Source organism: Pannonibacter sp. Q-1 (assembly GCF_054073275.1).
This window is the reverse complement of sequence record NZ_JBSXNB010000008.1, coordinates 90,485-115,576: the sequence shown is the minus strand read 5'-3', so window position 1 is coordinate 115,576 and position 25,092 is coordinate 90,485. Positions and strand designations below refer to the sequence as shown.

General features: G+C 65.1%; 21 protein-coding genes and 1 tRNA gene. 8 read left to right on the top strand and 14 right to left on the bottom strand.

Translation table 11 applies throughout. The features are described 5' to 3' along the window. The first annotated feature begins 247 nt into the window (after positions 1-247). A complete protein-coding gene (locus tag ACVNHC_RS20420; RefSeq protein WP_050473942.1) occupies positions 248-1,468 on the top strand; it encodes an argininosuccinate synthase in 1,221 nt (406 codons plus the stop codon). 695 nt (positions 1,469-2,163) lie between these two features. Here ACVNHC_RS20420 and ACVNHC_RS20415 read toward each other — a convergent pair. From ACVNHC_RS20415 to tsaD, 10 genes are all read right to left on the bottom strand, one after another. Next, complete coding sequence (locus ACVNHC_RS20415) at positions 2,164-2,577, bottom strand: hypothetical protein (RefSeq protein WP_058898594.1); 414 nt, start codon at positions 2,575-2,577, stop codon at positions 2,164-2,166. A 105-nt stretch (positions 2,578-2,682) separates the two neighbouring features. After that, entirely contained in the window at positions 2,683-3,795 is a 1,113-nt protein-coding gene (gene leuB, locus ACVNHC_RS20410) for a 3-isopropylmalate dehydrogenase (protein ID WP_055455758.1), read from the bottom strand. A gap of 131 nt (positions 3,796-3,926) precedes the next feature. After that, entirely contained in the window at positions 3,927-4,862 is a 936-nt protein-coding gene (locus ACVNHC_RS20405; RefSeq protein WP_457169113.1) for a threonine/serine dehydratase, read from the bottom strand. Between the two features lie 228 nt (positions 4,863-5,090). After that, the gene (locus tag ACVNHC_RS20400) at positions 5,091-6,257 is read right to left on the bottom strand and encodes a M20 aminoacylase family protein (RefSeq protein WP_457169111.1); all 1,167 of its coding nucleotides are present in this window, start codon (positions 6,255-6,257) and stop codon (positions 5,091-5,093) included. A gap of 166 nt (positions 6,258-6,423) precedes the next feature. Then, the gene (locus tag ACVNHC_RS20395; RefSeq protein ID WP_457169109.1) at positions 6,424-7,092 is read right to left on the bottom strand and encodes a class I SAM-dependent methyltransferase; all 669 of its coding nucleotides are present in this window, start codon (positions 7,090-7,092) and stop codon (positions 6,424-6,426) included. Between the two features lie 30 nt (positions 7,093-7,122). Next, on the bottom strand, positions 7,123-7,548 hold the full coding sequence (locus ACVNHC_RS20390; RefSeq protein WP_094463699.1) for an EVE domain-containing protein: 426 nt from the start codon (positions 7,546-7,548) through the stop codon (positions 7,123-7,125). Between the two features lie 2 nt (positions 7,549-7,550). Then, positions 7,551-7,841: a YciI family protein gene (locus ACVNHC_RS20385; RefSeq protein WP_019965987.1), complete on the bottom strand. Its 291-nt coding sequence runs from the start codon at positions 7,839-7,841 to the stop codon at positions 7,551-7,553. Between the two features lie 85 nt (positions 7,842-7,926). Next, positions 7,927-8,931, bottom strand: a complete 1,005-nt coding sequence (locus ACVNHC_RS20380; protein ID WP_457169106.1) for an NAD(P)H-dependent glycerol-3-phosphate dehydrogenase — start codon at positions 8,929-8,931, stop codon at positions 7,927-7,929. A 3-nt stretch (positions 8,932-8,934) separates the two neighbouring features. Further along, a complete protein-coding gene (locus tag ACVNHC_RS20375; RefSeq protein ID WP_457169104.1) occupies positions 8,935-9,384 on the bottom strand; it encodes an NUDIX hydrolase in 450 nt (149 codons plus the stop codon). 126 nt (positions 9,385-9,510) lie between these two features. Continuing rightward, positions 9,511-10,599, bottom strand: a complete 1,089-nt coding sequence (tsaD, locus tag ACVNHC_RS20370) for a tRNA (adenosine(37)-N6)-threonylcarbamoyltransferase complex transferase subunit TsaD (protein WP_457169102.1) — start codon at positions 10,597-10,599, stop codon at positions 9,511-9,513. 187 nt (positions 10,600-10,786) lie between these two features. Between tsaD and hemC the strand changes: the two genes are divergently transcribed. From hemC to ACVNHC_RS20335, 7 genes are all read left to right on the top strand, one after another. Next, a complete protein-coding gene (gene hemC / locus ACVNHC_RS20365; protein WP_122522965.1) occupies positions 10,787-11,710 on the top strand; it encodes a hydroxymethylbilane synthase in 924 nt (307 codons plus the stop codon). Positions 11,711-11,718: 8 nt separating this feature from the next. Then, entirely contained in the window at positions 11,719-12,417 is a 699-nt protein-coding gene (locus ACVNHC_RS20360) for a uroporphyrinogen-III synthase (protein ID WP_094463677.1), read from the top strand. Between the two features lie 124 nt (positions 12,418-12,541). After that, positions 12,542-14,467 carry a mitofilin family membrane protein gene (locus ACVNHC_RS20355; protein WP_457169100.1) on the top strand — a complete coding sequence of 642 codons (1,926 nt, stop codon included), beginning with the start codon at positions 12,542-12,544 and terminating at the stop codon, positions 14,465-14,467. A gap of 26 nt (positions 14,468-14,493) precedes the next feature. Next, positions 14,494-16,311 (top strand): heme biosynthesis HemY N-terminal domain-containing protein, encoded by a 1,818-nt coding sequence (locus tag ACVNHC_RS20350; RefSeq protein WP_457169098.1) that lies wholly within the window; start codon positions 14,494-14,496, stop codon positions 16,309-16,311. 450 nt (positions 16,312-16,761) lie between these two features. Further along, positions 16,762-16,837: transfer RNA gene (locus ACVNHC_RS20345), tRNA-Thr, on the top strand. A 691-nt stretch (positions 16,838-17,528) separates the two neighbouring features. After that, a complete protein-coding gene (locus ACVNHC_RS20340; protein WP_209005050.1) occupies positions 17,529-18,431 on the top strand; it encodes a hypothetical protein in 903 nt (300 codons plus the stop codon). A gap of 175 nt (positions 18,432-18,606) precedes the next feature. After that, complete coding sequence (locus ACVNHC_RS20335) at positions 18,607-20,382, top strand: SLC13 family permease (RefSeq protein WP_058898603.1); 1,776 nt, start codon at positions 18,607-18,609, stop codon at positions 20,380-20,382. A 107-nt stretch (positions 20,383-20,489) separates the two neighbouring features. On the opposite strand, the gene ACVNHC_RS20330 is transcribed toward ACVNHC_RS20335, so the two are convergent. The 4 genes from ACVNHC_RS20330 to ACVNHC_RS20315 all read right to left on the bottom strand — a co-directional run bounded on the left by ACVNHC_RS20330 (position 20,490) and on the right by ACVNHC_RS20315 (position 25,092). Beyond that, on the bottom strand, positions 20,490-21,608 hold the full coding sequence (locus ACVNHC_RS20330) for a response regulator transcription factor (protein WP_457169096.1): 1,119 nt from the start codon (positions 21,606-21,608) through the stop codon (positions 20,490-20,492). Positions 21,609-21,830: 222 nt separating this feature from the next. Further along, positions 21,831-22,940, bottom strand: a complete 1,110-nt coding sequence (locus ACVNHC_RS20325) for a class II histone deacetylase (protein ID WP_457169094.1) — start codon at positions 22,938-22,940, stop codon at positions 21,831-21,833. Between the two features lie 9 nt (positions 22,941-22,949). Beyond that, positions 22,950-24,119 (bottom strand): MFS transporter, encoded by a 1,170-nt coding sequence (locus ACVNHC_RS20320; protein ID WP_457169092.1) that lies wholly within the window; start codon positions 24,117-24,119, stop codon positions 22,950-22,952. A gap of 184 nt (positions 24,120-24,303) precedes the next feature. Continuing rightward, complete coding sequence (locus tag ACVNHC_RS20315; protein WP_457169090.1) at positions 24,304-25,092, bottom strand: crotonase/enoyl-CoA hydratase family protein; 789 nt, start codon at positions 25,090-25,092, stop codon at positions 24,304-24,306.

Sequence of the window (25,092 nt, the reverse complement as noted above, 5' to 3'; positions counted from 1 at the left end):
GCCCGGCAATTCTGCCCATTTCAGGGCGGCGGCGGAAAATACATCTGCAACGATATACCTGCAAGCGGCGTATTTGCTTGGCTGGCGGCCTTTTGGGCCGGCAGGTGCATGGCGCAGAAAAAGGCTTTGCAGTCAGCTTTGCCGCCACTAGAGTGCGCGCGGTTTTCCAAGGCATCCGGCGGCGCAGCCGGAATGCCTTAACACGCCAAATGTGACGTCAAAAAGAACAGCGAACGGACATATCTCCATGGCCCATGGCGACATCAAGAAGGTCGTGCTTGCCTATTCCGGCGGCCTCGACACCTCCATCATCCTGAAGTGGCTCCAGACCGAACTGGGCGCCGAAGTGGTGACCTTCACCGCTGACCTCGGCCAGGGCGAGGAGCTGGAGCCGGCCCGCAAGAAGGCCGAGATGCTGGGCATCAAGGAAATCTTCATCGAAGACGTGCGCGAGGAATTCGTCCGCGATTTCGTCTTCCCGATGTTCCGCGCCAATGCCGTCTACGAAGGCGTCTATCTGCTGGGCACCTCCATCGCCCGTCCGCTGATCTCCAAGCACCTGATCGAAATCGCCCGCAAGACCGGCGCGGATGCCATCGCCCATGGCGCCACCGGCAAGGGCAATGATCAGGTCCGCTTCGAACTGTCCGCCTATGCGCTGAACCCGGACATCAAGATCATCGCCCCCTGGCGCGACTGGACCTTCAAGAGCCGCACCGACCTGCTGGACTTTGCCGAGAAGCATCAGATCCCGGTCGCCAAGGACAAGAAGGGCGAGGCCCCGTTCTCCGTGGACGCCAACCTGCTGCACTCCTCGTCCGAGGGCAAGGTGCTGGAAGACCCGGCGGTCGAAGCTCCCGAATATGTGCATATGCGCACCATTTCCCCGGAATCGGCGCCCGACACCCCGACGATCATCAAGATCGGCTTCGAGCGCGGTGACGCGGTCTCCATCAACGGCGAGCGCCTGTCCCCGGCAACCCTGCTGGCCAAGCTCAACGACTATGGCCGCGACAATGGCATCGGCCGTCTCGACCTCGTCGAGAACCGCTTCGTCGGCATGAAGAGCCGCGGCGTCTATGAAACGCCGGGCGGCACCATCCTGCTCACCGCGCACCGCGCGATGGAATCCATCACGCTGGACCGCGGCGCGGCGCACCTGAAGGACGAGATCATGCCGCGCTATGCGGAGCTGATCTATTACGGCTTCTGGTTCTCGCCGGAGCGCGAAATGCTGCAGGCCCTGATCGACAAGAGCCAGGAGCATGTGGAAGGCGAAGTGACGCTGAAGCTCTACAAGGGCAACGTCATGGTCACCGGCCGCGAAAGCCCGAAGTCGCTCTATTCCGACAAGCTGGTTACCTTCGAGGACGATCAGGGTGCCTACGATCAGAAGGACGCGGCCGGCTTCATCAAGCTCAACGCCCTGCGCCTGCGCACCCTCGCCAAGCGCAACCAGAGCCGCTGAGCATTTTTCAGGACGGCAAGTTCAGACCGGGGCGCCGCGCAATCGGCGCCCCGAGTGTTTTTTGGTGCAGACAGGCGGAGCCGGGACAAGCAGCCAGCACCAGCATGCGCCGTTATCACTGGACCCGCCGTCATCACTGGCCATGCCGCTGGCGGAGCGCTTGCACAAGCTGGCAGGCCGCCTGCCCATAGCACATGCGTTCACGGCGAATTTCCAAAATGCCCGGCCGCCCGCCTTTCCGGCCCGAGGCGCTGGGCGGAAAGGCGGAGCAGAAGGCGAGCGCCAAGGCACCCGGGGCAGGATGCGGGCGCTGTTGCCTGCTGCGTCTGCGGGCAGGTGCGGCATGGTCTGCGGCACTCGTGCAGGCGGGGATCCTGCCAGAATGCCTGACTGTGCCCGGCTGTGTGCCGGGCGCAAACCATGTGCGGATAGGGAGCCTCCCTCCAGACTGGCGTTGAATGGGCCGGTTGGCGTTCCGGCCCGTCACCTGGATTTTGTTCTTCCTATGTTCCTATTGATTCCAGAAGAGTTTGATCCAGTCAAGCGGCGGCTTGGCTGTATTTTCACTTTTTGTTCTAAGCTGCACCGGCTTTAATACCAAGGCTTTCGATGCTGACGCATCACGCCTTGAAAATGCTCAAGCGCCGCAAAGGCTTAACCAATGCTCGATGAGTGAGCCTCATTAAGGGGTGGCTTTACTGCGAGCGGCGGTAGACGGAGATGTTGCGGCTGGTGACGGCGCCGGGCAGCAGGACAGTCTGGGTGACGGTCAGCGTGCGGCCATCTTCCGAGAGTTCGCGCTCCGCCTTCATCAGCGTGACGCCGTCGCGCTGGGCTTCGGAGACGAGATTGCGCTCCGTGGCAAAGCCAAGCCGCATGGAATCGGCCAGCCCGCTCTTGCCAAGTCGGATCGGCGGGCCGTCCGGCATGGCGGTGAAGCTGTCATTGGTGACTACGCCATTGGCCGACACGGTGTTCATCGTGAAGGTCAGCACGCCGAAATCGTCTTCGATGCGCAAGGTGGCCGAGCGTGGCGGCTCGCCCTGCTCGAAGTCGCTTTCCTCCACATCGAGGATCCAGGTGCCGAGAAACGGTTTTTCCTTGGCCATGTTGCCGTGCCTTTCGACTGGAGTGTGCCTCTGGTTGGGGCGCAATGCATAAGGCCGCCGCCTGCGCATGGCAAGCGGCGGCCTCGTGATCGGTTAGTATTCAGATCAGGCGCTGAGGGCGTTCAGCTCGGCCACGATGGCATCGCCCATGGCGGAGGTGCCGATGACGGTGGTGCCTTCCGAGGCGATGTCGCGGGTGCGCAGGCCCTTGTCCAGTGCGTTGGCGATGGCCTTGTCCAGCATGTCCGCTTCCGCCACCTTCTCGAAGGAGTAGCGCAGGGCCATGGCGAAGGAGGCGATCATGGCGATCGGGTTGGCAGCGCCCGTGCCGGCAATGTCCGGGGCCGAGCCATGCACCGGCTCATACAGCGCCTTGCGCTTGCCGGTGGCGGCATCGGGAGCGCCGAGCGAGGCGGACGGCAGCATGCCGAGCGAGCCGGTCAGCATGGCGGCAACGTCGGACAGCATGTCGCCGAACAGGTTGTCGGTGACGATCACGTCGAACTGCTTCGGCCAGCGGACGAGCTGCATGCCGCCGGCGTCTGCCAGCATGTGTTCCAGCTGAACGTCTTCATAGCCGTTCTTGTGGGTGGCGGTGACCACCTCGTTCCAGAGCACGCCCGACTTCATGACGTTGCGCTTTTCCATCGAAGTGACCTTGCCCTTGCGGGTGCGGGCCAGCTCGAAGGCCGCCTTGGCGATGCGCTCGATCTCGTAGGTGTCATAGACCTGCGTGTCGATGGCGCGCTTCTGGCCGTTGCCGAGGTCGGTGATGGTCTTCGGCTCGCCGAAATAGACGCCGCCCGTCAGCTCGCGCAGGATCAGGATGTCGAGGCCCTCGATCACTTCCCGCTTCAGCGAGGAAGCGCCGGCCAGCGCCGGATAGCAGATGGCCGGGCGCAGGTTGGCGAAGAGCTGCATGTCCTTGCGCAGGCGCAGAAGGCCCGCTTCCGGACGCACCTCGTAAGGCACCTTGTCCCACTTCGGGCCGCCGACGGCGCCGAAGATCACGGCATCGGCTGCCATGGCCTTGGCCATGTCGCCTTCGGAAATGGACTGGCCATGTGCATCATAGGCGCAGCCGCCGACGAGGCCTTCCTCGGTTTCGAACGTGTCCGTGCCGCGTGCGTTGAACCAGGCGATGATCTTCTTCACCTCGGGCATGATTTCCGGGCCGATACCGTCGCCGGGCAGAAGAAGAAGCTTGTGAGTTGCCATGGGTGTCCATCCCGTTTTTTGAAATTGCTCTGGCCCTTGGGTTAGCGGCTTGGGGCCGCCTTTTCAAGGCGAAGGCACGCGTCAAGAGTTCAAGCGAGGCTGGGCATTTGATCAAGTGAGAGAGGCGCGCATCAGTGGGCGGTCAGTCCCGCGGGATCCATGTTGCCGCCGCACAGAAGGATGCCGGTGCGCTCACCGCGCTGGGGCACATAGGCACCACACAGCAGTGCCGCGAAAGCCGCGGCGCCACCAGGTTCCGCCACCAGCTGCAGCCCCTGCCAGAGCCGCTGCTGTGCGGCCATCACCTCTTCGTCGCTGACGGTGACGATCCGCTCGACGCAGCGTGCGGAAATGGCATAGGTGAGGTCGGACGCCCGCCGCGCACCGAGGCTGTCGACGGCTATGCCGGAGACCGGCACATCGACCGGCTGTCCGGCTTCCAGTGCGCATTTCATGGTCTGGCAGCCTTCGGTCTCAACGCCGATGATGCGGGTTTTTCCGGCAAACCACGTGGCTATGCCGGAAATCAGGCCGCCACCGCCCACGGCGATGAGCAATGTATCCAGTCCCCGGGTCTGGCTTTCCCACTCCAGCGCCTGGGTCCCCTGTCCGACGATTGTTTCGGCTGCGGCATAGGCGTGAATGTCCATTGCGCCGGTCTGGGCCTGATAGGCGCCGCAAGCGTCACGCGCTTCGGCATAGGTTTCCCCGCCAATTTCAAGCTCGGCTCCGTAGCTGCGGATCTTGGCTGTCTTGAACGGGGTTGCCAGTTCAGGCACAAAAATTCTGGCCTGGATGCCAAGGCTGCGGGCGGCATAGGCGACGGCCGCCCCATGATTGCCGCCCGAGGCGGCGGCGACGCCAGCGGCCGGAATATCCTTGCTTAACAGCATGTTGAAGGCCCCGCGGGCCTTGAAGGAGCCGCTGTGCTGCAGGGATTCCAGCTTCAGGGAAACGCCCGACGGAAGATTGAGATCTCCGGATCTGAGCTGCAGAGCTGGCGTGACGCGGATATGGGGCGTAATTCGGTCATAGGCAGCCTCAATGGCTGCAGCAGTCACGAGCATGATGGGCCCCGATGTTCTATTATCTCTCGCCACCATAAAAAACTCTTTGGCCGCCTGCCAGAAGAGAATGAAAGCATGATCCCTAAGGATGATGCAGGAAGCTTTTCCGAAGCTTTCTGAGAGGGTGGCATGAGCGGTCAGCACATGAACCCTGCTTCGCACATGGCCGCTCACCGGCTCCGGTGGCGTTCCGGAGCCGGGGCAGGCGATGTCAGATGCGCGGCAGGATCAGGCGGCGAGCGCTTTTTCCACCAGCCGCGCGAAATAGGAGCTTCCGGACGGGATCAGCCCGTCATTGAAGTTGTAGCGCGGGTGATGCAGGCTGGCGCTGTCGCCGTTTCCGGCGAAAATATAGGCGCCCGGGCGCTCCAGCAGCATGTAGGAGAAGTCCTCGCCGCCCATCATCGGCTCGGTCTCGCGCTGCACCCGCTCAGGCCCGGCAATTTCCTCGGCGACGCTGACGGCAAAGTCCGTCTGGTCATCGTGGTTGGCGGTGACCGGATAGCCGCGGCGGAATTCGATCTCGGCCGTGGCGCCATAGGCGGTGCACAGGGCGTTGACGATCTCGTTCAGGCGTTTCTCCGCCAGATCGCGGGTGGCATCGGTCAGGCTGCGAATGGTGCCGCGCAGGGTTGCCGTTTCGGGAATGACGTTGAAGGCTGTGCCTGCCTCGAAGATCGTGACGGAGACGACCACCGAATCGAGCGGATTGACCGCGCGGCTGGCGATGGTCTGCAGGGCGCTGACGATCTGCGTGCCGGTAATGATCGGATCGACCGTCTCATGCGGCTTGGCCGCATGGCCGCCGCGCCCGGTGATGGTGATGCGGAACTCATCGGTTGCAGCCATGATCGGCCCCTTGCGGATGGCGAATTCGCCCACCGGCAGGCCGGGCAGATTGTGCAGGCTGTAAACTTCATCGATGGCCCAGCGGGTCATCAGCCCGTCGTCGATCATGGCCTTGGCACCTGCGCCGCCCTCTTCGGCCGGCTGGAAGATGACCACCGCCGTGCCGTTGAAATTGCGGGTCTCGGCGAGGTATTTCGCGGCGCCCAGCAGCATGGAGGTGTGGCCGTCATGGCCGCAGGCATGCATCTTGCCGGGCGTCTTCGACGCATAGGGCAGGCCGGTCATCTCCGCGATGGGCAGGGCGTCCATGTCGGCGCGCAGGCCAATGACCCTGCCCGCGCCACCATTCTTGCCCCGGATCACGCCGACGACGCCGGTCCTGCCAATGCCGGTCACCACCTCGTCCAGCCCGAAGCTGCGCAGCAGGTCTGCCACTTTGGCGGCCGTGCGGACAGTCTCATACATGATTTCCGGGTTCTCATGGAAATCACGGCGCCAGCTGGCGATTTCATCGGCAAGATCGGCAATACGGTTGACGACCGGCATGGAAGGCTCCTCGGGGGACTTGATGCTGCCGGTTCTGACCGGCACAGCAGGTTTTCTTGCCAGAATGGTCTGGCGGAAAGGGATCTCTATAGGAGGGGTTGCCTGCAAAAAGCGCAAGCTGCTTTATGCGGCGCTGCAGCAGAAGACCGTCAACGGCCCCGGTGAATCAACCACCCGGAACTGGCCGGAAGCGGTAAACGCTGGTTTTCTTCACTTCCGAATCTTCGAGGCTGCGGATCACCGGCACCGTATAGGTGGCCAGATGCTCCAGCCTGTCCTTCGGCAGATAGGAGCGGCCCGGATCGCCGACGAGAATCAGGGTGCGGGCCTCGTCCAGCTGGTCGAGCCAGGCAATCAGCTTGCGCGACATGGGCAGCTCGTAGAACACATCGCCGCAGATCATCAGGTCCGTCTGCGGCGGCGGGGTGCCGGTGATGTCGCCCAGCTCCGTGGACAGACGGACGCCGTTGAGCGCCGCATTGAGGCGGATGGCTTCGATGGCAAAGCGGTCGATTTCCACGGCCGTCACCGATGCGGCCCCTGCCATCATCGCGGCGATGCCGACAATGCCGGAGCCGGCGGCAAAATCCGTCACCGTCTTGCCTTGCACCAGATCCGGATTGTCGAGGAGATAGCGCGCCAGCGCCTGCCCGCCTGCCCAGGCAAAGGCCCAGAAGGGCGGCGGCAGGCCGATTTCGCCCAGCTCATCCTCGGTTTTCTGCCACAGGTCCATGGCTTCGCTGGCGAGGTGGAGCCGGATTTCGCTGGCATGCGGGACGGCGAGCACTTCCGTGTTCGTCTCGATGAAGTGCTTCGGGTCTGCAATGCCGGTCAATCCGGTCTCCTGAACTGCGGGGAAAGGGAATCAGACGTTCGGATCGAGCCCGCCCATCTCGCACACCACTTTCCATTCCTCTTCCGTCACCGGCTGCACCGACAGGCGCATGGAGGTGACGAGGGCCATCTGGGCAAGGCGCGGCTCGGCCTTGACGGCGGCCAGCGTCACGGGCTTCGGCACGTCGCAGACGGCGCGGAAATGCACGCAGTCCCAGCGCGGGTCATCGGTGGTGCTGTCCTGCGCGGTGCCGCTGCACACTTCCGCCACGCCGACAATCTCCTTGCCGATGTTGGAGTGGTAGAAGAAGGCCCGGTCGCCCAGCGACATGGCACGCATGTTGTTGCGGGCCAGATAATTGCGCACGCCCGTCCATTCCTCGCCCGCAGCGCCCTTGGCTTTCTGCATTTCCCAGGACCAGACGTCCGGCTCGGACTTGATCAGCCAGTATTTCACGGTCACTGCGCCTCCGGGTTCTTGATCACCCAGTTCCATGGGCGGATCTCGACGGAGGCAAAAAGTCCGGCGCGGGCGTAGGGGTCTTCCTGCGAAACGGCGAGGGCTTCGTCCCGGTTCTCCGCTTCGATGATGACGAGGCTGCCGGTCATGTTGCCGGCGTCATCGAGAAAGGGACCGGCCGCCTTCAGGCGGCTGCCCATGGCCTTGAGAAATTCCACATGCGCCGGGCGGTTGTCGAGGCGCGTCTGCAGGGCGCCGGGCTTGTCGGTGCAGATCAGGGCATAAAGCATGGAAGAACCTCCTGTTTGTGCCGCAGGTTAGAGCATTTGGCGGTGGAATGAAGCGGCAAAATTGCCGCCGGTCACGCAAATTGAATCAGGCTCCGGCCTCGCGCCGCAGCGGGCGGCTCATCAGCCGGTTCAGCGCCTCGTCAATGGTCAGCCGGGCGGCGATCACATCGGCCACCACCTTGCAGACCGGCAGATCGACGCCGTGCCGCTCGCCCAGTTCCACGGCGATTTCAGCCGAGAATACGCCTTCGGCCAGCTTTTCGCCTGCATTCAGCAGGTCTTCCGCCGTGCGGCCCTCGCCCAGCTTGTGGCCGAAGCTGAAGTTGCGCGACTGTGTGGAGGAGCAGCTGAGCACCAGGTCGCCAAGGCCTGAAAGGCCCGTCAGTGTCTCAGGCCTTGCGCCTATGGCAAGGCCCAGACGTGTCAGCTCGGCAAAGCCACGGGCGGTGAGGGCGGCCTGCGCCGAGGCGCCGAGCTTGCGCCCCGCCACCGCGCCGCAGGCGATGGCCAGCACGTTCTTCAGCGCTCCGCCCACCTGCGTGCCGATGAGGTCACTCGAGGCATAGGGCCGGAAGCTGGCGGAAGCGAGCGCCAGCGCCAATGCATCGGCCATTGCGCCGTCACGGGCGGCAACCGTTACGGCCGTCGGCAGGCCGCGCGCCACATCGGCGGCAAAGCTCGGGCCGGACAGCACAGCCGGATGGGCCTGCGGCAGCACCTCGGCCAGCGTGTCGGTGAGAAGGTTGCCGGTGCCCTTTTCGATGCCCTTGGAGCAGAGCACCACCGGCGTGCCGGGGCGCAGGAGCCCTGCCAGCGGCGTCAGCACGGCGCGGGTGGTCTGGGCCGGTGTCACCAGCAGGATGGCATCGGCCTTTGCCGCTTCGGTGATATCGCCGGTGGCGGTCAGCGGCTCGTCGAAGGTGACGCCCGGCAGATAGGCGCTGTTGGTCTGGCGGGCGCGGATTTCTGAAACAAGGGCGGGATCGCGGGCCCACAGCAGGACGGACCGGCCTGCACGGGCTGCGGAAAGTGCCAGCGCCGTGCCCCATGCGCCGCCGCCCAGAACGGCAATGGTCTCGATCCCGGCCATGGTCTATCTCCCTTGCAGGCGCTGCCGCAGCAGGCCGATCTGTGCGCCGAAGCCCTCGTAGAACACGGCAGGGTCCACCTCGGTGAACAGATCCTGCCAGAACAGGCGGAAGCGGATCGGATCGCCGCCATCGCACGGCGTCATTTCGTAGTGTTCCCACTCGTCCTTGAGAATCACCGGCACCGTGGCGTGAAAATGGCGGCGCTTGTGCAGATCGCGCCCCCGGCCATTGTCGAACACGTGGTCCTGATCCGTGAGGTGATCAAGGGCGCCGTCCAGTGTCAGCCCGGTTTCCTCGAAGAATTCACGCCTCGCGCCGATGAGGTGGCTCTCGCCCGGATCCAGCGTGCCGCCGGGCACTTGCAGGCCGACCTCCGGCTGATCCGGCTGAGCAAAAACCAGCAGCTTGCGCCCGCAGGTGAGGTAGACATAGGCCTTGTGGCGCACATGCATGGCAGCATCCATCCTTCGAAACCGCCCCTGCCTAGCAAGTCCGGCTGGAGAAGGGAACCGGGTTTTGAAGGCGCACTTCATCTTCGATGGGTGCTGGTAACCTGCGTTGGTGAAGCCAGGGTGCCCTTAAACCTTCGCGCCCTTTTTCCCCGCGCCGAGCAGACCGGCGGAGGTCTCGTCGAGAGGCCAGCGGGGGCGGGGAGCGAAGGACATGCCGTCGAGGGAGGCGCCCGTGCGGCGGGCTTCCACCATGTGCTCGATCCCGGCCCAGGCGATCATGGCGGCGTTGTCCGTGCACAGCCGGGCCGGAGGGGCGATGAAGCGGGCCCCGGCCGCATCGGCGGCAGATGTCAGCGCACGGCGGATTTCGCCATTGGCGGCAACACCGCCCGCCACGACGATCACGGGTTCAACCCCGGCAAACCGCTGGCGGAACAGGGCAAAGGCGGCGCGGGTGCGGATGGCCAGCACGTCGGCAACCGCCTTCTGGAACCCGGCGCAAAGGTCGCAGACGGTCTGCTCGTCCACCGGCTGCAGTTTTTGCGCCGTTGTGCGCAGCGCCGTCTTCAGTCCGGCAAAGGACATGTCGAGGCCGGGCCGGTCCATCAGCGGGCGAGGCAGGGCAAAGCGGCCGGCATCGCCGCGTGCTGCCATCCGCTCCACCGCCGGGCCGCCCGGATAGGGCAGGCCGAGCAGCTTGGCGGTCTTGTCGAAGGCCTCGCCGATGGCATCATCAATGGTGCTGCCCAGGCGCTCATAGGCACCAATGCCGGTGACCAGCAGGAACTGGGTGTGCCCGCCCGAAACAAGCAGCAGAAGATAGGGGAAATCCAGCTGGTCGGTGAGGCGCGCCGTCAGCGCATGTCCCTCCAGATGATTGACGGCGATGAGCGGTTTTCCGGCTGCCATGGCGATGGACTTGGCCGTCATCAGCCCGACGATGACGCCGCCGATGAGGCCGGGGCCTGCGGTGGCTGCTACTGCGTCGATGTCATCGAAGCTGACGCGGGCTTCCGCCATGGCTTCGGCCACGATCCGGTCCAGCACGGCGATATGGGCGCGGGCGGCGATTTCCGGCACCACGCCGCCGAATTCGGTGTGCTCGTCAATCTGCGAGCGGATGACGTTGGAGAGGATTTCCGGCGTCTGCGGCCCGCGCACAACGGAGGCGGCGGTTTCGTCGCAGCTGGTTTCGATGCCAAGAACTGTCAGCATGGGGTCCTGCCCGCCGTCGCGGCTGCCGTGGTTTCACGGGCTTTGCCGGTGTCTCAAAAGGTGCTCCGGTGCCCCAATCCGGCCCGCCCAGTATAATCCGGGATTGTGCCGCCTTGGACAATGGCGCTAGAGAACCTATTGTCATCATGAATTCAATGGTCAGCCCCTAGCACCCGGATCCTTCGTCTTGCAATCGAAACCTTTGCGCATCGGAACGCGTGGCAGTGCCCTCGCACTCGCCCAGGCCCATGAAACCCGTGACCGGCTCGCCGCCGCCCATGGCCTCAAGGAGGACGACTTCGAGATTGTCGTGATCAAGACCTCCGGCGACCAGATCCAGGATCGGCCTCTTTCGGAAGCGGGCGGCAAGGGCCTGTTCACCAAGGAAATCGAAGAGGCCCTGATCGAGCGGCGCATCGATCTGGCCGTGCATTCCTCCAAGGACATGCCGACCGTGCTGCCGCAGGGGCTGGCGTTGACGGCCTTTCTGCCGCGCGAGGACGTGCGCGATGCCTTCATCTCGCCCAAGGCCAAGCACCTCATGGATCTGCCGCAGGGCGCGGTGGTGGGCTCGTCCTCCCTGCGCCGCCAGGCGATGATCAAGCGCCTGCGCCCGGATATCGAGGTGGTGATGTACCGGGGCAACGTGCAGACGCGGCTGAAGCGCCTGGAGGAGGGGCAGGTGGATGCCACGCTTCTGGCCCATGCCGGCCTGCGCCGCCTTGGCCTTGCGCATATCATCACCAGCCTGCTCGATACGGATGACTTCCTCCCCGCAGTGGGGCAGGGCGCCATCGGCATCGAAAGCCGCATCGATGACGAGGCGACGCTGAAGCTGCTCGCACCCATTCATGACCGTGACACGGAAATCCGGCTCACTGCCGAACGCGCTTTCCTGGCGGTGCTGGATGGCTCCTGCCGCACGCCGATCGGTGGGCTGGCGGAAGTTGACGGGAACCGCCTGCGCTTCCGGGGCATTATCCTGCGCCCGGATGGAAGCGAGCACCATGCAGTCACCCGCGAGGGCGGACTTGACGATGCCTTCGAGCTTGGCTGCGAGGCAGGTCAGATTCTGCAGTCTCTCGGTGGTCCTGCCTTCTTCCGGTACTGAGGTTCCTCATGCGCATTCTCGTCACCCGGCCCTATCCCCATTGTGCCCGAACCGCCGCGCGTCTGCGCGACATGGGGCATGAGGTGATCGAGGCGCCCGCGCTGGACATCGTGCGCCGTGCGCCGGACGAGATTGATCTCGGCGGTGTCGATGCGCTGGCCATCACCAGTTCGCAGGCCATCGGCGCGCTGGTGGGTCACCGCCAGCTGCCGGAACTGGCGCGCCTTGCCGTCTATACGGTGGGAGCACGCACGGCGGCAGCGGCGCGGGAGCTCGGCTTCACCTCGGTGCTGAGCGCCGACGGCGATGCCAAGGATCTGTCGCGCCTGATCGAGGCCTGCCACGGCAGCGGCGATATTCTCTATTTCGGCGCGCGGGACCGCTCGGGCGATCTGGAAAAGCACCTGGCCGCCGCGGGCATCGGCTGCCGCCTGATCGAGGTCTATCAGGCCGATCCGGTCGCCAGCTGGCCGCATGAGGTCAACGAGGCGCTGGTGAAGGGCGAGATCGACATTCTGCTCGCCTATTCCACCCGTTCTGCCGAGGTTTGCGCGAATCTGCTGCGCGGCCTTGCGCCTGCCATGCTGCCGCGCATGGTGGCGCTGTCGGCCAAGGCCGGGGCGCCGCTGACGGCGCTGGGGCCTGTGGAATGGGCGGAGACGCCGGACGAGGAGGCTCTGTTCCTGCGCGCCTTAAATCGCTGTTAACCGGCTGGGTGGCCTGCTCGCGCCGGTTAGACATCATGTCACGCCGGGTCAGCGGTTCCTGCCCTGCCGGTATTGTGTATAGTTGATGGCCCTGAAGCCGGTCATGCCACAGGAGGAAGAGGTCATGGTTTCCGAAAAGGACAAGCCCGGTCAGGGCGCCAAAGGCTCCGAATCTGCAACCAGCGCATCTTCATCCGGCGCGGCAGGCGGCTCCCGCCGCCCGGTGACCATCGATCTGGTGCCGGAGAAGGTGGAGGCCAAGGGCGAGGCGAAGGCGGAAGCAGCCAAGGCCGAATCTGCCAGGACCGAATCTGCCAGGACCGGGGCAAAATCCGGAACCACACCCGAAACGCCCAAGACAGATGCACCGGAAACGCCCAAGACAGATGCACCGGAAACGCCCAAGGCGCCTGCAAAGGCGGCCGGGCCCACACCGGAAATCCGGTCTTCCCCGGCTGCCGCAGAGAAGCCTGCCGCTGAAGCTGCTGCCGGTTCTGCCAATGAGCCCGCAGGCACAGGCAAATCCGGGGCGGGCAAGGACACCTCTCCGGCCAAGCCAGCCGCTGCATCCGCAGCCTCTGCCGCACAGGCGGGCCCGGCTGCTGCCAGCCAGAGCGCGGCCGGTGCCGCCAAGCCGTCGACCGCTTCCGCAGCTTCGCAGAGCCAGGCAGGCCAGAGCCCGGCAGGCCAGAAGCCTGCTGGCCCCAGCGCTTCCGGGCAAGGCGCTGAGCCGGCCGCTGCATCCGCCTCGTCTTCTGCCACGGCTCAGGCCGAGCGGGCGCCGTCCTCATCGCAGCCGCGCCGCCCGGCGGCTGCCTCCATCGGCTTCGGTGGTGCGCTGGCGGCTTCGCTGCTTGTCAGTGCCGCCGTGTTTGGCGCCGGTTACGGGCTCAATCTGGCCGGATATCTGCCGCTGCGCGCCGGGCTCAGTGCAGAGGTTGCCGAACAGGCGGCGCTGGACGCCACCCGTCTCGACACGCTGGAGCGCCGTCTTGCCGAATTACAGGCTGCGGCTCCGGCTGAAGGTCAGGCACAGGGCGATGCCCAGCCTCCCGTCCCGGAGGAACTGGCGGGCCTCGATACACGCCTGACCCAGACCATTGACGCCCTGCGCGGTGATACGTCCTCGCGCCTTGCCGATCTGACCGGCCAGTTGGATGCCCTGCGCGGCAGGGTGGATGGCATGGCCGCCACCGCACCTGCGGAAGGGGATGGCGCTGCCCCGGCTGCAGCCGCTCCGGCAGGCAATGCGGAGCTGACCGCACGGCTCGACAGCATGCAGCAGGCGATCGACGCTCTGTCAGCCTCTCTGGCCGCGCTGCAATCGGCTGCCACCAGCACGGAAGCGGCCATCCGCATGGTCTCCGACGCGCAGGGGCGCAATGCCGGCACGCTGACCAGCCTTTCGGCGGAGCTGACTGCCGCTACGGAAGAGAGCCGTAAGTCCCTGGACGCGCTGAAGGCTGAGGCCGGGGAGCTGACCCAGCGCCTTGCTGCCGTGGAAAGCACCATGGGCGATGCCACCGCCCGCGAAATGGCGGCGCGCGCCGTTGCCGTCTCCGCACTCAGGACGGCGGTGGATGCGGGCAAGCCCTTCGAGACGGAACTGGCCGCCCTGCGCGCCAGCCTGCCTGAGGGCGCGGACATTGCCCTGCTGGAAAGCCATGCGGCACAGGGCATTGCCCCGCAGCAGAAGCTGATGGCGGAATTTGCTCCCGTGGCCCGCGCCATCCACGCCACCTTCGCCAAGCCTGCGGAAGACGGGTCGATCCTGGGCAGCCTGACCTCCAGTGCTGCCTCCATCTTCACCGTGCGCGGACCGGGCGATGCCAGCGGGCAGGGGCCTGAGGCTGCTCTGCGGCGCATGGAAAATGCCGTTGCTGCCGGGGACTTGCCTGCCGCGCTGGCCGCTTATGACGAACTGCCGGAAGCGGGCAAGGCGGCCGGTGCGGACTGGGCCGCTTCGGCCCGCGCCCGTGTGGCCGTTGATGAGCTTACGGAAAAGACTTCGAAGGACGTTCTCTCCAGCCTCGCCCGCAAGGGCAGCTGATCCGACCCGCAGCCCGGAGGACTGGCATGATCCGCGTTTTTGTCTTCTTCGCCGCCCTGTTCGCCGCCGCGCTCGGGTTCGCCTGGCTCGCCGATCTGCCGGGCATGGTTGCCGTCACCTGGAATGGCTACATCTGGGAACAGCCGCCCGCCACCGTGGCGCTGGTCGTGATTGTGGGCCTTGCGCTGTTCCTCGGTGCCGTCTGGCTCGTGCTCACCGTGCTGCGCTCGCCGAAGATCGCCAGCCGCTTCTTCCGCCGCCGCCGCCGCGACAGGGGTTATCAGGCCCTGTCCTCCGGCCTGCTGGCGCTGGGCACGGGCAACGCAAAGCTTGCCCGCAAGCATGGCCTTGAGGCCGGCAAGCTGCTGCCCGGCGAGCCTGCCGCCCAGTTGCTGATCGCGCAGGCCGCGCAGATGTCCGGGGACCGGGACGAGGCACGCCGCCGCTTCGAGACCATGCTGGAAGATCCGCGCACCCGCGTTCTCGGCCTGCATGGCCTCTTCATCGAGGCCGAGCGTGAGGGCGCCCCCGCCGCGGCCCGCCACTATGCCGAGGAGGCGCTGCGGGCGCAGCCCGGCCTCGACTGGGCCGGCAAGGCCGTGCTGGGCTATCAGGCGGTTGCTTCTGACTGGGAAGCCGCCATCGCCACGCTGGAAAAGAACTACACCGCCCGCCTCATCGACAAGCCGGCCTACCGCCGTCAGCGCGCCGTGCTGCTGACGGCAAGGGCGCTGGAACTGGAGGACAGCGATCCCGATCAGGCCATGCAACTCGCCCGCGAGGCCCATGGGCTGGCCGGAGATCTGGTGCCAGCTGCGGCCGTCACCGCCCGTCTTGCCACCCGCAAGGGCGATGTGCGCAAGGCGGCCAAGGTGCTGGAAGCCACCTGGCGCCTGTCGCCGCATCCCGATCTGGCCGAGGCCTATGCCCATGCTCGCATTGGTGATGCTGCTGCCGACCGGCTGAAGCGGGTGAAGACGCTGGCAGCCCTGCGCCCCAACACGGCGGAAGGCGCGCTCGCCATTGCCCGTGTGGCGCTGGATGCCCGCGAATTCGCCGAGGCCCGCACCCAGCTGAAAAAGGTGCTGCGCTCCGAGCCCACCCGCAACGCTTTCCTGCTGATGGCGGATCTGGAAGAAGCCGAAAGCGGCGACAAGGGCCGCATGCGCGAGTGGCTCGCCCGCGCCGTGCGCGCGCCGCTCGACAAGGCATGGATTGCCGATGGCATGGTGTCCTCCGTCTGGTCACCGGTTTCGCCGGTCACGGGGCGTCTTGACGCCTTCGTCTGGGAGACGCCGCCTGCGCCGTCCGGTGCGCTGGCGCTGGACCTGCCCGATGAGGCCCTGTTCGACCGCCCCGGCCTTGCCGCGCCGCAGGAGGCAGCCGCAGAGGCTGCCAAAGAGGCGGCCCGCCCGGCTGGCCCCTTCGATATGCCCGTGCGTTCGCCCAAGCCGGAAGCCGGAGGCGAGCCGGTGATGGACCTGACGCCGGAACCTGCTGCAACGCCTGCCGCAACACCTGCCACAACACCTGCCACAACGCTGGCGGAAGCGCCCGGCGAGAAGCCTGCCGTCAAGCCGGCCGGGGCTGCTGCGGCAAGCGTGAACGGCGCTGCTGTCCCCCAGCCGGGCAAGCCTGCCGCCGCCCCGGCTTCTGCTGCAGCCGTGGCACCGGTTGATGTGATCAACCCGGCGGCAAGCCAGCCGGTGGATGCACCGGCGCCGGACAATGCGGGCAGCCCCGTCCGCCACGCCGCCGCCTATCCTTTCCCCCGCCTGCCGGACGATCCGGGCCCGGATGCCGCTGACGACGTGCCTCTGCCCAAGCCGAAGTTCGTGAACTGAGGCAGGGAGCATTCCCTGGGGCAGCAGCACCGCCCCGGACAGCCGGAAGCCGCGCAACGCCTCCCCATGCACCGTCCCGGCCTCCGTGCTGACCTCCCTGCCGGGACCTGTGAGGGACGCTCTGCTGTGCCGTTTCATGGCTGCTGCCCGGCCCGCGCTGCGTTTGCCGGGGCAGTGCCAGTGAGGCCGCCGTGCTCCCGGCCGTCGCGGCAGCAACCCGCCGGATCTTCTGGATGCTTGTTCTGCCGCAGGCCGTCAAACGCCGCCCGGAGCCGCGCGGATGCTGAAGCATCCACAGGCGGGAAGGGCGGTGACAATCTTGCAAGAAACCCTCTTGCATCCCCGCCCCGCCTCCGCTATCAAGCGCGCACCACCGCACCAAGCGGTGCCGGTCTCCGCGCCTTGCGCCGGACACCATCCGCAAGAGCTTCAACCGCTCCCGTCGGATAAGCCGCTTTAGCTCAGTTGGTAGAGCACATCATTCGTAATGATGGGGTCGCAGGTTCGAGTCCTGCAAGCGGCACCACTTCTTTCCAGTTTGATCGTATTGTGAATGTGAGTTCGTTCTTGTTTTGCGGTTTGCAGGCAGGCGGTCACACAGCAGATTCGCGGCTTCTTTGAAGCGGGTGATCTGGAGAAAGCGGCAACTTGTAAGGAGCTCTCACAAGTTCGAACGAAGTCCCGCTCTTCTTAAAGTCCGGCCCTCTCGCCGAGGTAAGCGCTGCAGGCAAATACGCGGCCGCGTTTACGGCCGGTGCCGGTGACGCCAGTTCTTCAAAAAAGCCAAAGGCAAGCCGGATAGTAGCCGCTTCGTGTTTCACAAGCCTCCTTCCGTCATGCCATGACTTGATCATGGCATCCATTCCGTGACCGCGCTGCACGCTCAGTCTCTCTGAAAACACGCACCCCGCTACCGCTCCGGCATGGGGATAGGCAAGGGTATGGATGCCATGGTCGAGCCATGGCATGACGGAAACAACAGGGCTCCGTAAAGGAAGGGATCACCGATGCGGGAGAAGGCGGAGCTGACGCTTCCTCCTGCTCCGGGCCGGGATATCTGATTGACTTTTGGGGGAAGCGTCACCCCCTATCCCGCCAAACACCACCGCCCATTTGCGCCGCAATCTTGACCTTGCTGCCTTGACAAGGCCATGGTTAACGCCAGTGTGCGGGGTGTGATTCGGCAGGGCTTTCAGGGCTGCCGGGCGGAGGGGTGTTTGGGCGAGACGGGAACCATTGAGCTTGCGCGGCGTGCGGGGGCCATGGGGCTGGCGGTTCTGGGGCTTGCCGGGGGGCTGACCGTGTTCAGTGCCTTCACGGTGCTTGTCTGTCTTGGCGGGGCAGTCGGGCTCTACACGTCGCTGCCGCGCCGCAAGCCGCCCACGGGGGCGGTGCAGCCGCGCTGGCGCCCTTCGATCTTCACCTCTGATCTCATTGGGTTTTCTGTCGGCATTCCCCTGTTCACGGCGGCTTTTGCCGGTGCGGGGCTGATGCCCGGCAGCGCCGGGCTGTGGTTTCTGCTGCTGCTTCTGCCCGCCGGTCTGTCGATCCCGGTCTTCATGATTGCGGTGCGGCAGGAAACTTCCTGGATCCGCTTCTTCGGCAATGGCTTCGAGGTGACGGAACTCGGCCGTGTCATCCGGGTGCGTTACACGGATCTTGCCCGTGTCGAGCTGAAGCTGCGCAACGTGCGCGGCACGCTGGACTGGGCGGCGGCCATGCTGGGAGCCGAAAAGGCCGTGGTGCTGCTGGGCGGCTCCGGCGCATCCACGGCGCTGACCTTCCGCCGCAAGGATGGGTCCACCTTCATCATCTCCACCGAGGCAATCCCGGATCTGGAGCGCATCTTCATCGACATGGACCGTGCCGGCATTGACCTGCCTTCAGGCCTGTCCGAGCGCGGCAAGCGGCGCATCCGGCGGGTGCGCGAAAAGCTGTATGGCAAGGTTGCCCCGAAGGAAAGCTTCATGCCGCTGCCGCCGGAGATGCCGCGCACCGTGCGCGAGGGGCTGGAGCTTCTGGCCCGTCAACGTTCTGGGCAGCTCTCCGGACAGCACGCCTTGCAGCAGGCCGGTGCCTCCGGGGCGCAGGGGCAGACCCGTTCGCGGGCGGGCCTTTGAAGCGGGCGGCGTTTTCCTTGCACCAGCGGAGAACCGCATTCTCCGGGAACCGCCCGCCGTGGCATGGCATTGCTATTCCTGTGAAACAGTTGTCCGGCGGTTGCTTCATCGCAAGCGCTGCCGGTGCTAGGCTCCGCCGTCGAACCTGCGGCTCTGAAAGGCGCGTTGTCCGAACATGACACTTGACCAGTTTATCGTCTTCGCCCTTCTTGGCCTCGTTTTTTTCAGTTTTTTCAAGGAAATATATCCGCCGGAGGTGACCGCCCTGGCAGGCACGGCCGTGCTTCTGGCGGTCGGCATCATCGACACCAAGGAGTTTCTGTCGGTCTTCAGTTCCGGCGCACCGATCACCATCGCCATGATGTTCATCCTCAGTGCAGCTCTGGAGCGAACCGGCGTTCTGCAGGTGATGGGCGACTGGCTCGGCGCATCGGCCAAGGGCTCCTATCTCAGGGCCGTGTTCATCATGATGGTGATGGCCATCATCGCCTCGGCCTTCATGAACAACACGCCCGTGGTCATTCTGCTGGCGCCGGTGATGATCGCGGTTTCGGCGCAGCTGGGCTCTGCCCCGTCGAAGTTTCTCATTCCGCTGTCCTATGCGGCCATTCTCGGCGGCACGCTGACGCTGGTGGGCACCTCCACCAACATTCTGATGAGCGGCATCACGACAAAGGCCGGGCTGCCGGCCATCGGCATGTTCGAGATGACGGGCATCGGCCTTGTCTTCGCCGCTGTCGGCCTTCTCTACATGCTCTTTGCCGTGCGCTATCTCCTGCCCGAGCGCCAGTCCATGGCAGGCGTCCTGGGGCAGGGCGGCTCGCGCCGCTTCATGGCGCGGCTGCTGGTGCCGGCGGGCTCACGTTATGTGGGCAAGACGCTGAGTGAACTGCCTTTCACCAACAGCCAGAGCCGGGTGGTGGACGTTCTGCGCGGCGAACAGTCGCTGCGCAACAGGCTGGACGGCATCACCCTGCAGGCCGGTGACCGGATCGTGGTGAAGACCGGCACGGGCGAGATTCTGGCCTTGAAGGAGGACGGGCAGATCGAGTTCCGCGATGTGTCCGACCAGGGCTTCGAGCCGGTCGCCGCCGATCAGAGCATCACGCTGGAGGCCAGTGTCGGTCCCAATTCGCGCCTGATCGGGCGGCTGCTCAACTCGCTGGACCTGCGCCGCACCTATGGCGTCTATGTGATGGCGGTGCACCGGCAGGACCGCAATATCTCCAAGGAGATCAACACGCTCCGCCTGCATTTCGCCGATACGCTGCTGCTGGAAGGCCCGGCCGAAGGCCTGCAGCGGCTGGCCCAGAGCGAAGGGCTGATCAACCTCTCTGCCCCGCAGGAAAGCCCGATCCGCCGTCAGAAGGCCCCCATCGCCATTGCGTCCATTCTGGGTGTCATGGTTCTGGCCGCGCTCAATGTTATGCCCATCGAGGGGCTGGCGCTGATCGGGGCGGTCCTCGTGATGATGACACGCTGCATCGAGCCGCAGGATGCCTTTGATTCCATCGACTGGAACATCCTTTTTCTCATCTACGGCATGCTTGGCTTCAGTATCGGCATGGAAAAGACCGGCGCAGTGCAGCTGGTGGTGGATGGGGTGATGCATGTGCTGGGCCATGCCAATCCGATCGTCATTCTGGCCATGGTCTATGTGCTGACCTCGGCGCTGACGGAGATGGTCAGCAACAATGCGGTGGCGGTGCTGGTCGGGCCACTGGCCATTTCGCTGGCGCAGCAACTGGGGCTTGACCCCCGGCCCTTCATCATGGCGGTGATGTTTGCCGCCAGCGCCAGCTTCGCCACACCCATCGGCTATCAGACGAACACCTTCGTCTACAGCGCCGGCGGCTACAAGTTCCGCGACTTCATCACCGTCGGCCTGCCGCTGAACATCATCTTTGTCTTTGTGGCCATGGTGGCCATCCCCCTGTTCTTCCCGTTCTGAGGCGTTATACCAAGGCTTTCGATGCTGATGCATCACGCCTTGAAAATGCTCAAGCGCCGCACGGGCTTAACCAATGCTCGATGAGTCAAGCTCATCGAGCATTGGTATTAGCGGCCCGGGCGGGTGCTTTCGTCCTGTCCTCCGATAAGGCGCGAGATCTGCGCCTTGTCGTGCACGCCGAGCTTCTTGTAGGCGGAGCGCAGATGGTGGCGGACCGTGGCGGGGGAAATGTTCAGCTGCCGTGCCACCTCCTTGTAGGAGGCCCCGCTGGCGAAATGCCGGATCGTCTCCAACTCCCGGGCGCCCAACCGGTCAATCAGGGTCCGGGGCCGCAGCTCAAGAACGAAGAGCCCGGCAACACTGCTTATGCCGATCCGGCATGTGGTGCCGGTGAGCGCCGCATCCGGGGTTGTCTGCAGGTGACGGCAAAGCGCTGCGGGCAGAGCAGGCCCCTCCCAATCGGGCCACTCGGCCTTGATGCTTTCGGGAAATCCGGTATCTGCCCGGTGGATGACACCATAGGCATCACAGATGGCGCGGGTGACGGGCCCGGTTCCGTCCCTGCCCAGATGGAAGAGCTGAACCGTGCGGTTGATCCGCATGGCAGCGGCTAGATGCGGGATCACGGTCTCGATGATCTCCGCTTCTGCGGCGGTGAAGGGCTGCGCCGGGTCAAAGCGGTAGACTGACAGGAAGCCGAACAGGCCGAATTGCCCATCGACGGCACAGATATGCATCAGTTGTGCGAGGCCGAACCGGCTGGCCCAGGCGCTGAAAACCGGATCCACCGTGGCGGTGGTCATGTTGATGACATTGGCGCGTCCGATGATCAGCCGTGAGAGGTCGGCCAGTGGATCACTGTGCATCACCGCCAGCCATTCGCGGAAGAATGTCTCCGGCAGGCGATGGGTGAAGCTGTTGTGTATGACCGGACGGTTGCCGCCTGCGCCCGCAACGCCTGTCCAGCCTGCGTCCAGAGGGATCAGTTCCTCCAGCAGCAGAAAGACGGAGCGCTCGAAACGGCCGACGGGCTCGCGGACCGCGGCGGCATAAAGGTCCAGCAGGAAAATGCTCAGCTTGCGCCCCTGCGCCTCCGCATGGGCCAGGGTCTCGGCAAAGTCAAGACGGCGGGGCGGCCGCAGAAGACCGGAGACGAGGTCAAGCCTGACCGGCTCCTGCAGCTTTTCCGGCTGACCAGGGGCTTTTATCCTGCTGTGCCCTTTCACAGGTGGGCCCGCGTCAGACTTGTCACTTGTGCCTTCTGCCACTTCGATCCCCATCCTCTCGAAGCCCGGCCGTCCGAAACTTTGCCTTCCGAAACTGGCCCGATACCGGCACCCGGTGAGCTGGCAGCGCCGGAAAGCCCGGCCGAGTTTGTCCAAGCTTACCTTGCCGCACAAGCCGGAGGTGCCTTGTGATGTGCACCCCGGCCTGTGTTCTGTCCGCCGCTAAAGTCCGAGGCTTTGCGCAAGCTCGTCGAGAAGCTGGAACTGCAGCGCATCAAAGCGGCTGGAGGGCTGCCAGAGCTGGGCCATCTCCAGCAGTGGATCGGTGACGCTGGTGGTCTCGCCCGACAGCGCCTCGACCAAGGCGTGACCGCAGAAGGGGACATAGGTTTCCGAATAGCCGCCTTCGTGCACGATCACCAGCCGCCCGCCGCAGAGCCGGTCCGCAGCCTCGCGGATGGCGGCTGTCATGCTGCGGTAGCTGCCGCTGTGCAGTTGCATGCGCGCCAGAGGATCGACTGCGGAGGCGTCAAGGCCGCTGGCGACCACGATCAGATCCGGCTTGAAGGCCTCCAGCGCCGGAATGACGATCTGCTCGAAGGCGCGCATGTAAACCGCATGGCCGCCGCCCGGCAGCAGGGGGATGTTGATGTTGGCGCCCAGCCCTGCCCCCGCACCGCGATCTTCCGCGCCGTTGTAGCCGGGGGGAAAACAGCCATCCTGATGCAGCGAGATCGTCAGTGTGTCCGGGTCTTCGTAATAGATCGCCTGCGTGCCGTTGCCGTGATGCACGTCCCAGTCCACTACGGCAACGCGTTCAAGCCCGTAGCGCGACCGGGCTGCTTCAACGGCAATTGGAATATTAGCCAGCAAACAAAACCCCATCGGCGTGCCGGGAAGGCAGTGATGACCTGGCGGACGGGACAGGGCGAAGGCGTTCTTCAAGCTGCCGGAGACCACCGCTTGCACGGCTTCTTTTGCCAGACCGGCCGACAAAGCAGCGATCTCGTAGCTGCCCGCACCAAAGGGAGCGCTGACGCCCAGATCGCCGCCCCCGGCGTTGCTGACCTGCTGGAAGGTGTCGAGATACTGGGCGGGGTGGATGCGCAGCAGGTCTTCCCGGCTCGCCGGTTCGGCGCTGCGCAGGTCAAGCTTTGCCGCAAGACCCGAGACCTGCAGCAGCGACAGGAAACGGCGCTTGGATTCAGGAGATTCGGCAAAGCCTGCAGCTGATGGCGGCTGCACCCAGCCGCCCACCGGCAGCACCAGCGACTGGATGCCGCCCGTGTGCCAGAAGGTTCGTTCGTCAGTGAAGAAGCCGGTTGTTTTCATGGATGTCACTCATTTCAGGCTGGAAGCGGCGCGGGGCGAAAATGCCAGACAGGCGAAGGACAGCGCCCCGCAGGCTGCTGCGGCGAGGAAGACGGCGCTGAGGCTCCAGCCTGCGCCGAGCAGTTCCCCTGCAAACAGCGGACCGAGAGACAGCCCGGTGCCGATGATCATGGTCGTGGAGGCGACGAGACGGCCCGATGGGTCGCGCTGGGCCACTTCGGCAATGATGAAGGGCAGGGCGAAGGTCCATGCAAACTTGAAGGCGAAGATGGCTGCCGCGAAACCTGCCGCTCCCTTCAGGATCGCCAGCCCCGCCAGTGAAGCCACAAGGATGGCGTAACCTGCGAGCAGCATGGAGCGGCGGTAAAGGCGGCCGCCGGTGACGGCGGTGATCAATGCACCGGCGATGCCGAACAGCGATGCAATGGCAAGCAGCGTTCCCGTCTGCGGTTCCACGATACCGGCCTCTGCGGCGGCATGGCTGGCAAAGGTCCAGGCGCCACCGATGGCAATGTAGAAAATCAGCACCGCTGCGAGCGTGAAAGCTGCAAGGACGAGGAATGGCTTGTCCATGGCCGCGCCAGTCTTCTTTGACCCCGGTGCTGCGGCGGGCGCGAGAAAACCTTTGTAGAGGGGCACCAGAGCAAGGGTAAGCAGGCCGAGGAGGATGTAGAAGGACTGCAGGCCAAAGCTTGCAAACACATGCGGCAGCGCGGCCAGTCCTACGGCTCCGGCCACGAGCTGGCCTGCGACCCAGTAGCCGTAGATCCGGTCAGGGTTCTGCGCATCCTGGGCGCTGATCATGGACAGGACCATCAAGGTGCCGCCGCCGAAGCCGGTCATCGCGCGGATCAGCAGCAGGCTGGTGTAGTCCGGCAGCACCAGTGGCGTCAGGAGATTGCCTGCGATGAAGACGGCAAGAGCGGCAAGCGCGGCATGATGCACGTTGATGCGGCCAAGCCAGATCAGCGACAGGAGCGATGCTGCACTGAAGGCGCCGTTTTCGACAAAGAAATAGGTGCCGATCTGTGAGGGGCTGGCGTTGAGCTCTCTGGCAAGCTGAGCTGCAAGGGCCGGTGCCACCAGCAGCGCCAGTGGCGTGATGGCGGCAAAGGCCACAAGGGCAAAGAGCGTGATCCTTGGAAAGCTGCTTTCGGCGTGGGCGGAGGCGCTTGTCATGGACACACCTCTGCCGCCGCAGGGACACTGCCCCGGTTCTTGTCTGCCATCTTGTTCCCCAATCTGACTGCTTGCCTCTTTTGGCGAGGCTTGCCGTCAGTCTTTGGCGGAAATGGCTGGCTGCATAGCCGTTCATATGAACGGCTATGCAGCTGCGGTGCGGCCTATGGAGCTTCCGTAAAGGTCAGGCCCACGCCGGTTTGCGCTTTTCGAAGAAGGCGGAGATGCCCTCGTGGGCTTCGGGGTCTTCCCAGCAGTCGGCCAGCTGGCGGATCGTGTCTTCGATCACCGCACCGGTGATGGGCGTGCCGAGCGAGCGGGCGAGGCGTTTGGCGCGGGCAACCGCGCCGGGCGCGGCGGAGAGGTAGGGCTTCACCTCGCGCTCGATGGCTGCGTCCAGATCCTCCGGCGCAACGGCCCGGCCGGCGAGATCCAGCGCCACGGCCTCCTGTGCATCGAACAGCCGGGCGGACATGAACACGCGGCGCGCCTTGCCCTCGCCCATGCGGGCCAGCACATAGGGGCTGATGGTCGCCGGGATCAGGCCGAGGCGGGTCTCGGTCAGGCCGAATTTCGCGCCTTCTGCCGCGATTGCCACGTCGCAGACGCTCATCATGCCGATGCCGCCGCCGAAGGCCTGGCCCTGCACACGGCCAATGAGGGGCTTGGGCAATTCGTTCAGCGCCTTCAGCATCAGCGCCAGCTTGCGTGCCTCGGCCATGCGGGTGGCGCGGTCAGCGGTAAACTGCTCGCGCATCCAGTCGAGATCACCGCCCGCGCAGAAGCTGGCGCCCGCGCCGGTGAGGATCACCACCCGCACGGCGCTGTCTGCGGCAAGCTGCGCGGCAGCTTCCGTGAGTTCGGCAATCATCTGCGCTGACAGGGCGTTGTGCTTGTCCGGACGGGCGAGCGTCAGCGTGGCAACGCCGCGGGCGTCCGTCTCAAGGCGGATGGTCTCGTAAGTGCCGCTCAT

Excerpts from the sequence above, each read along its gene's own strand:
- ACVNHC_RS20350 (WP_457169098.1), top strand. The coding sequence starts at position 14,494 with ATGATCCGCGTTTTTGTCTTCTTCGCCGCCCTGTTCGCCGCCGCGCTC.
- ACVNHC_RS20315 (WP_457169090.1), bottom strand. The coding sequence starts at position 25,092 with ATGAGCGGCACTTACGAGACCATCCGCCTTGAGACGGACGCCCGCGGC.
- ACVNHC_RS20320 (WP_457169092.1), bottom strand. The coding sequence starts at position 24,119 with ATGACAAGCGCCTCCGCCCACGCCGAAAGCAGCTTTCCAAGGATCACG.
- ACVNHC_RS20355 (WP_457169100.1), top strand. The coding sequence starts at position 12,542 with ATGGTTTCCGAAAAGGACAAGCCCGGTCAGGGCGCCAAAGGCTCCGAA.
- ACVNHC_RS20375 (WP_457169104.1), bottom strand. The coding sequence starts at position 9,384 with ATGCATGTGCGCCACAAGGCCTATGTCTACCTCACCTGCGGGCGCAAG.
- leuB (WP_055455758.1), bottom strand. The coding sequence starts at position 3,795 with ATGGCAACTCACAAGCTTCTTCTTCTGCCCGGCGACGGTATCGGCCCG.
- ACVNHC_RS20325 (WP_457169094.1), bottom strand. The coding sequence starts at position 22,940 with ATGAAAACAACCGGCTTCTTCACTGACGAACGAACCTTCTGGCACACG.
- ACVNHC_RS20335 (WP_058898603.1), top strand. The coding sequence starts at position 18,607 with ATGACACTTGACCAGTTTATCGTCTTCGCCCTTCTTGGCCTCGTTTTT.
- ACVNHC_RS20385 (WP_019965987.1), bottom strand. The coding sequence starts at position 7,841 with ATGCTTTATGCCCTGATCTGCACCGACAAGCCCGGCGCCCTGCAGACG.
- ACVNHC_RS20405 (WP_457169113.1), bottom strand. The coding sequence starts at position 4,862 with ATGCTCGTGACTGCTGCAGCCATTGAGGCTGCCTATGACCGAATTACG.
- tsaD (WP_457169102.1), bottom strand. The coding sequence starts at position 10,599 with ATGCTGACAGTTCTTGGCATCGAAACCAGCTGCGACGAAACCGCCGCC.
- ACVNHC_RS20360 (WP_094463677.1), top strand. The coding sequence starts at position 11,719 with ATGCGCATTCTCGTCACCCGGCCCTATCCCCATTGTGCCCGAACCGCC.
- ACVNHC_RS20400 (WP_457169111.1), bottom strand. The coding sequence starts at position 6,257 with ATGCCGGTCGTCAACCGTATTGCCGATCTTGCCGATGAAATCGCCAGC.
- ACVNHC_RS20420 (WP_050473942.1), top strand. The coding sequence starts at position 248 with ATGGCCCATGGCGACATCAAGAAGGTCGTGCTTGCCTATTCCGGCGGC.
- ACVNHC_RS20415 (WP_058898594.1), bottom strand. The coding sequence starts at position 2,577 with ATGGCCAAGGAAAAACCGTTTCTCGGCACCTGGATCCTCGATGTGGAG.
- ACVNHC_RS20380 (WP_457169106.1), bottom strand. The coding sequence starts at position 8,931 with ATGGCCGGGATCGAGACCATTGCCGTTCTGGGCGGCGGCGCATGGGGC.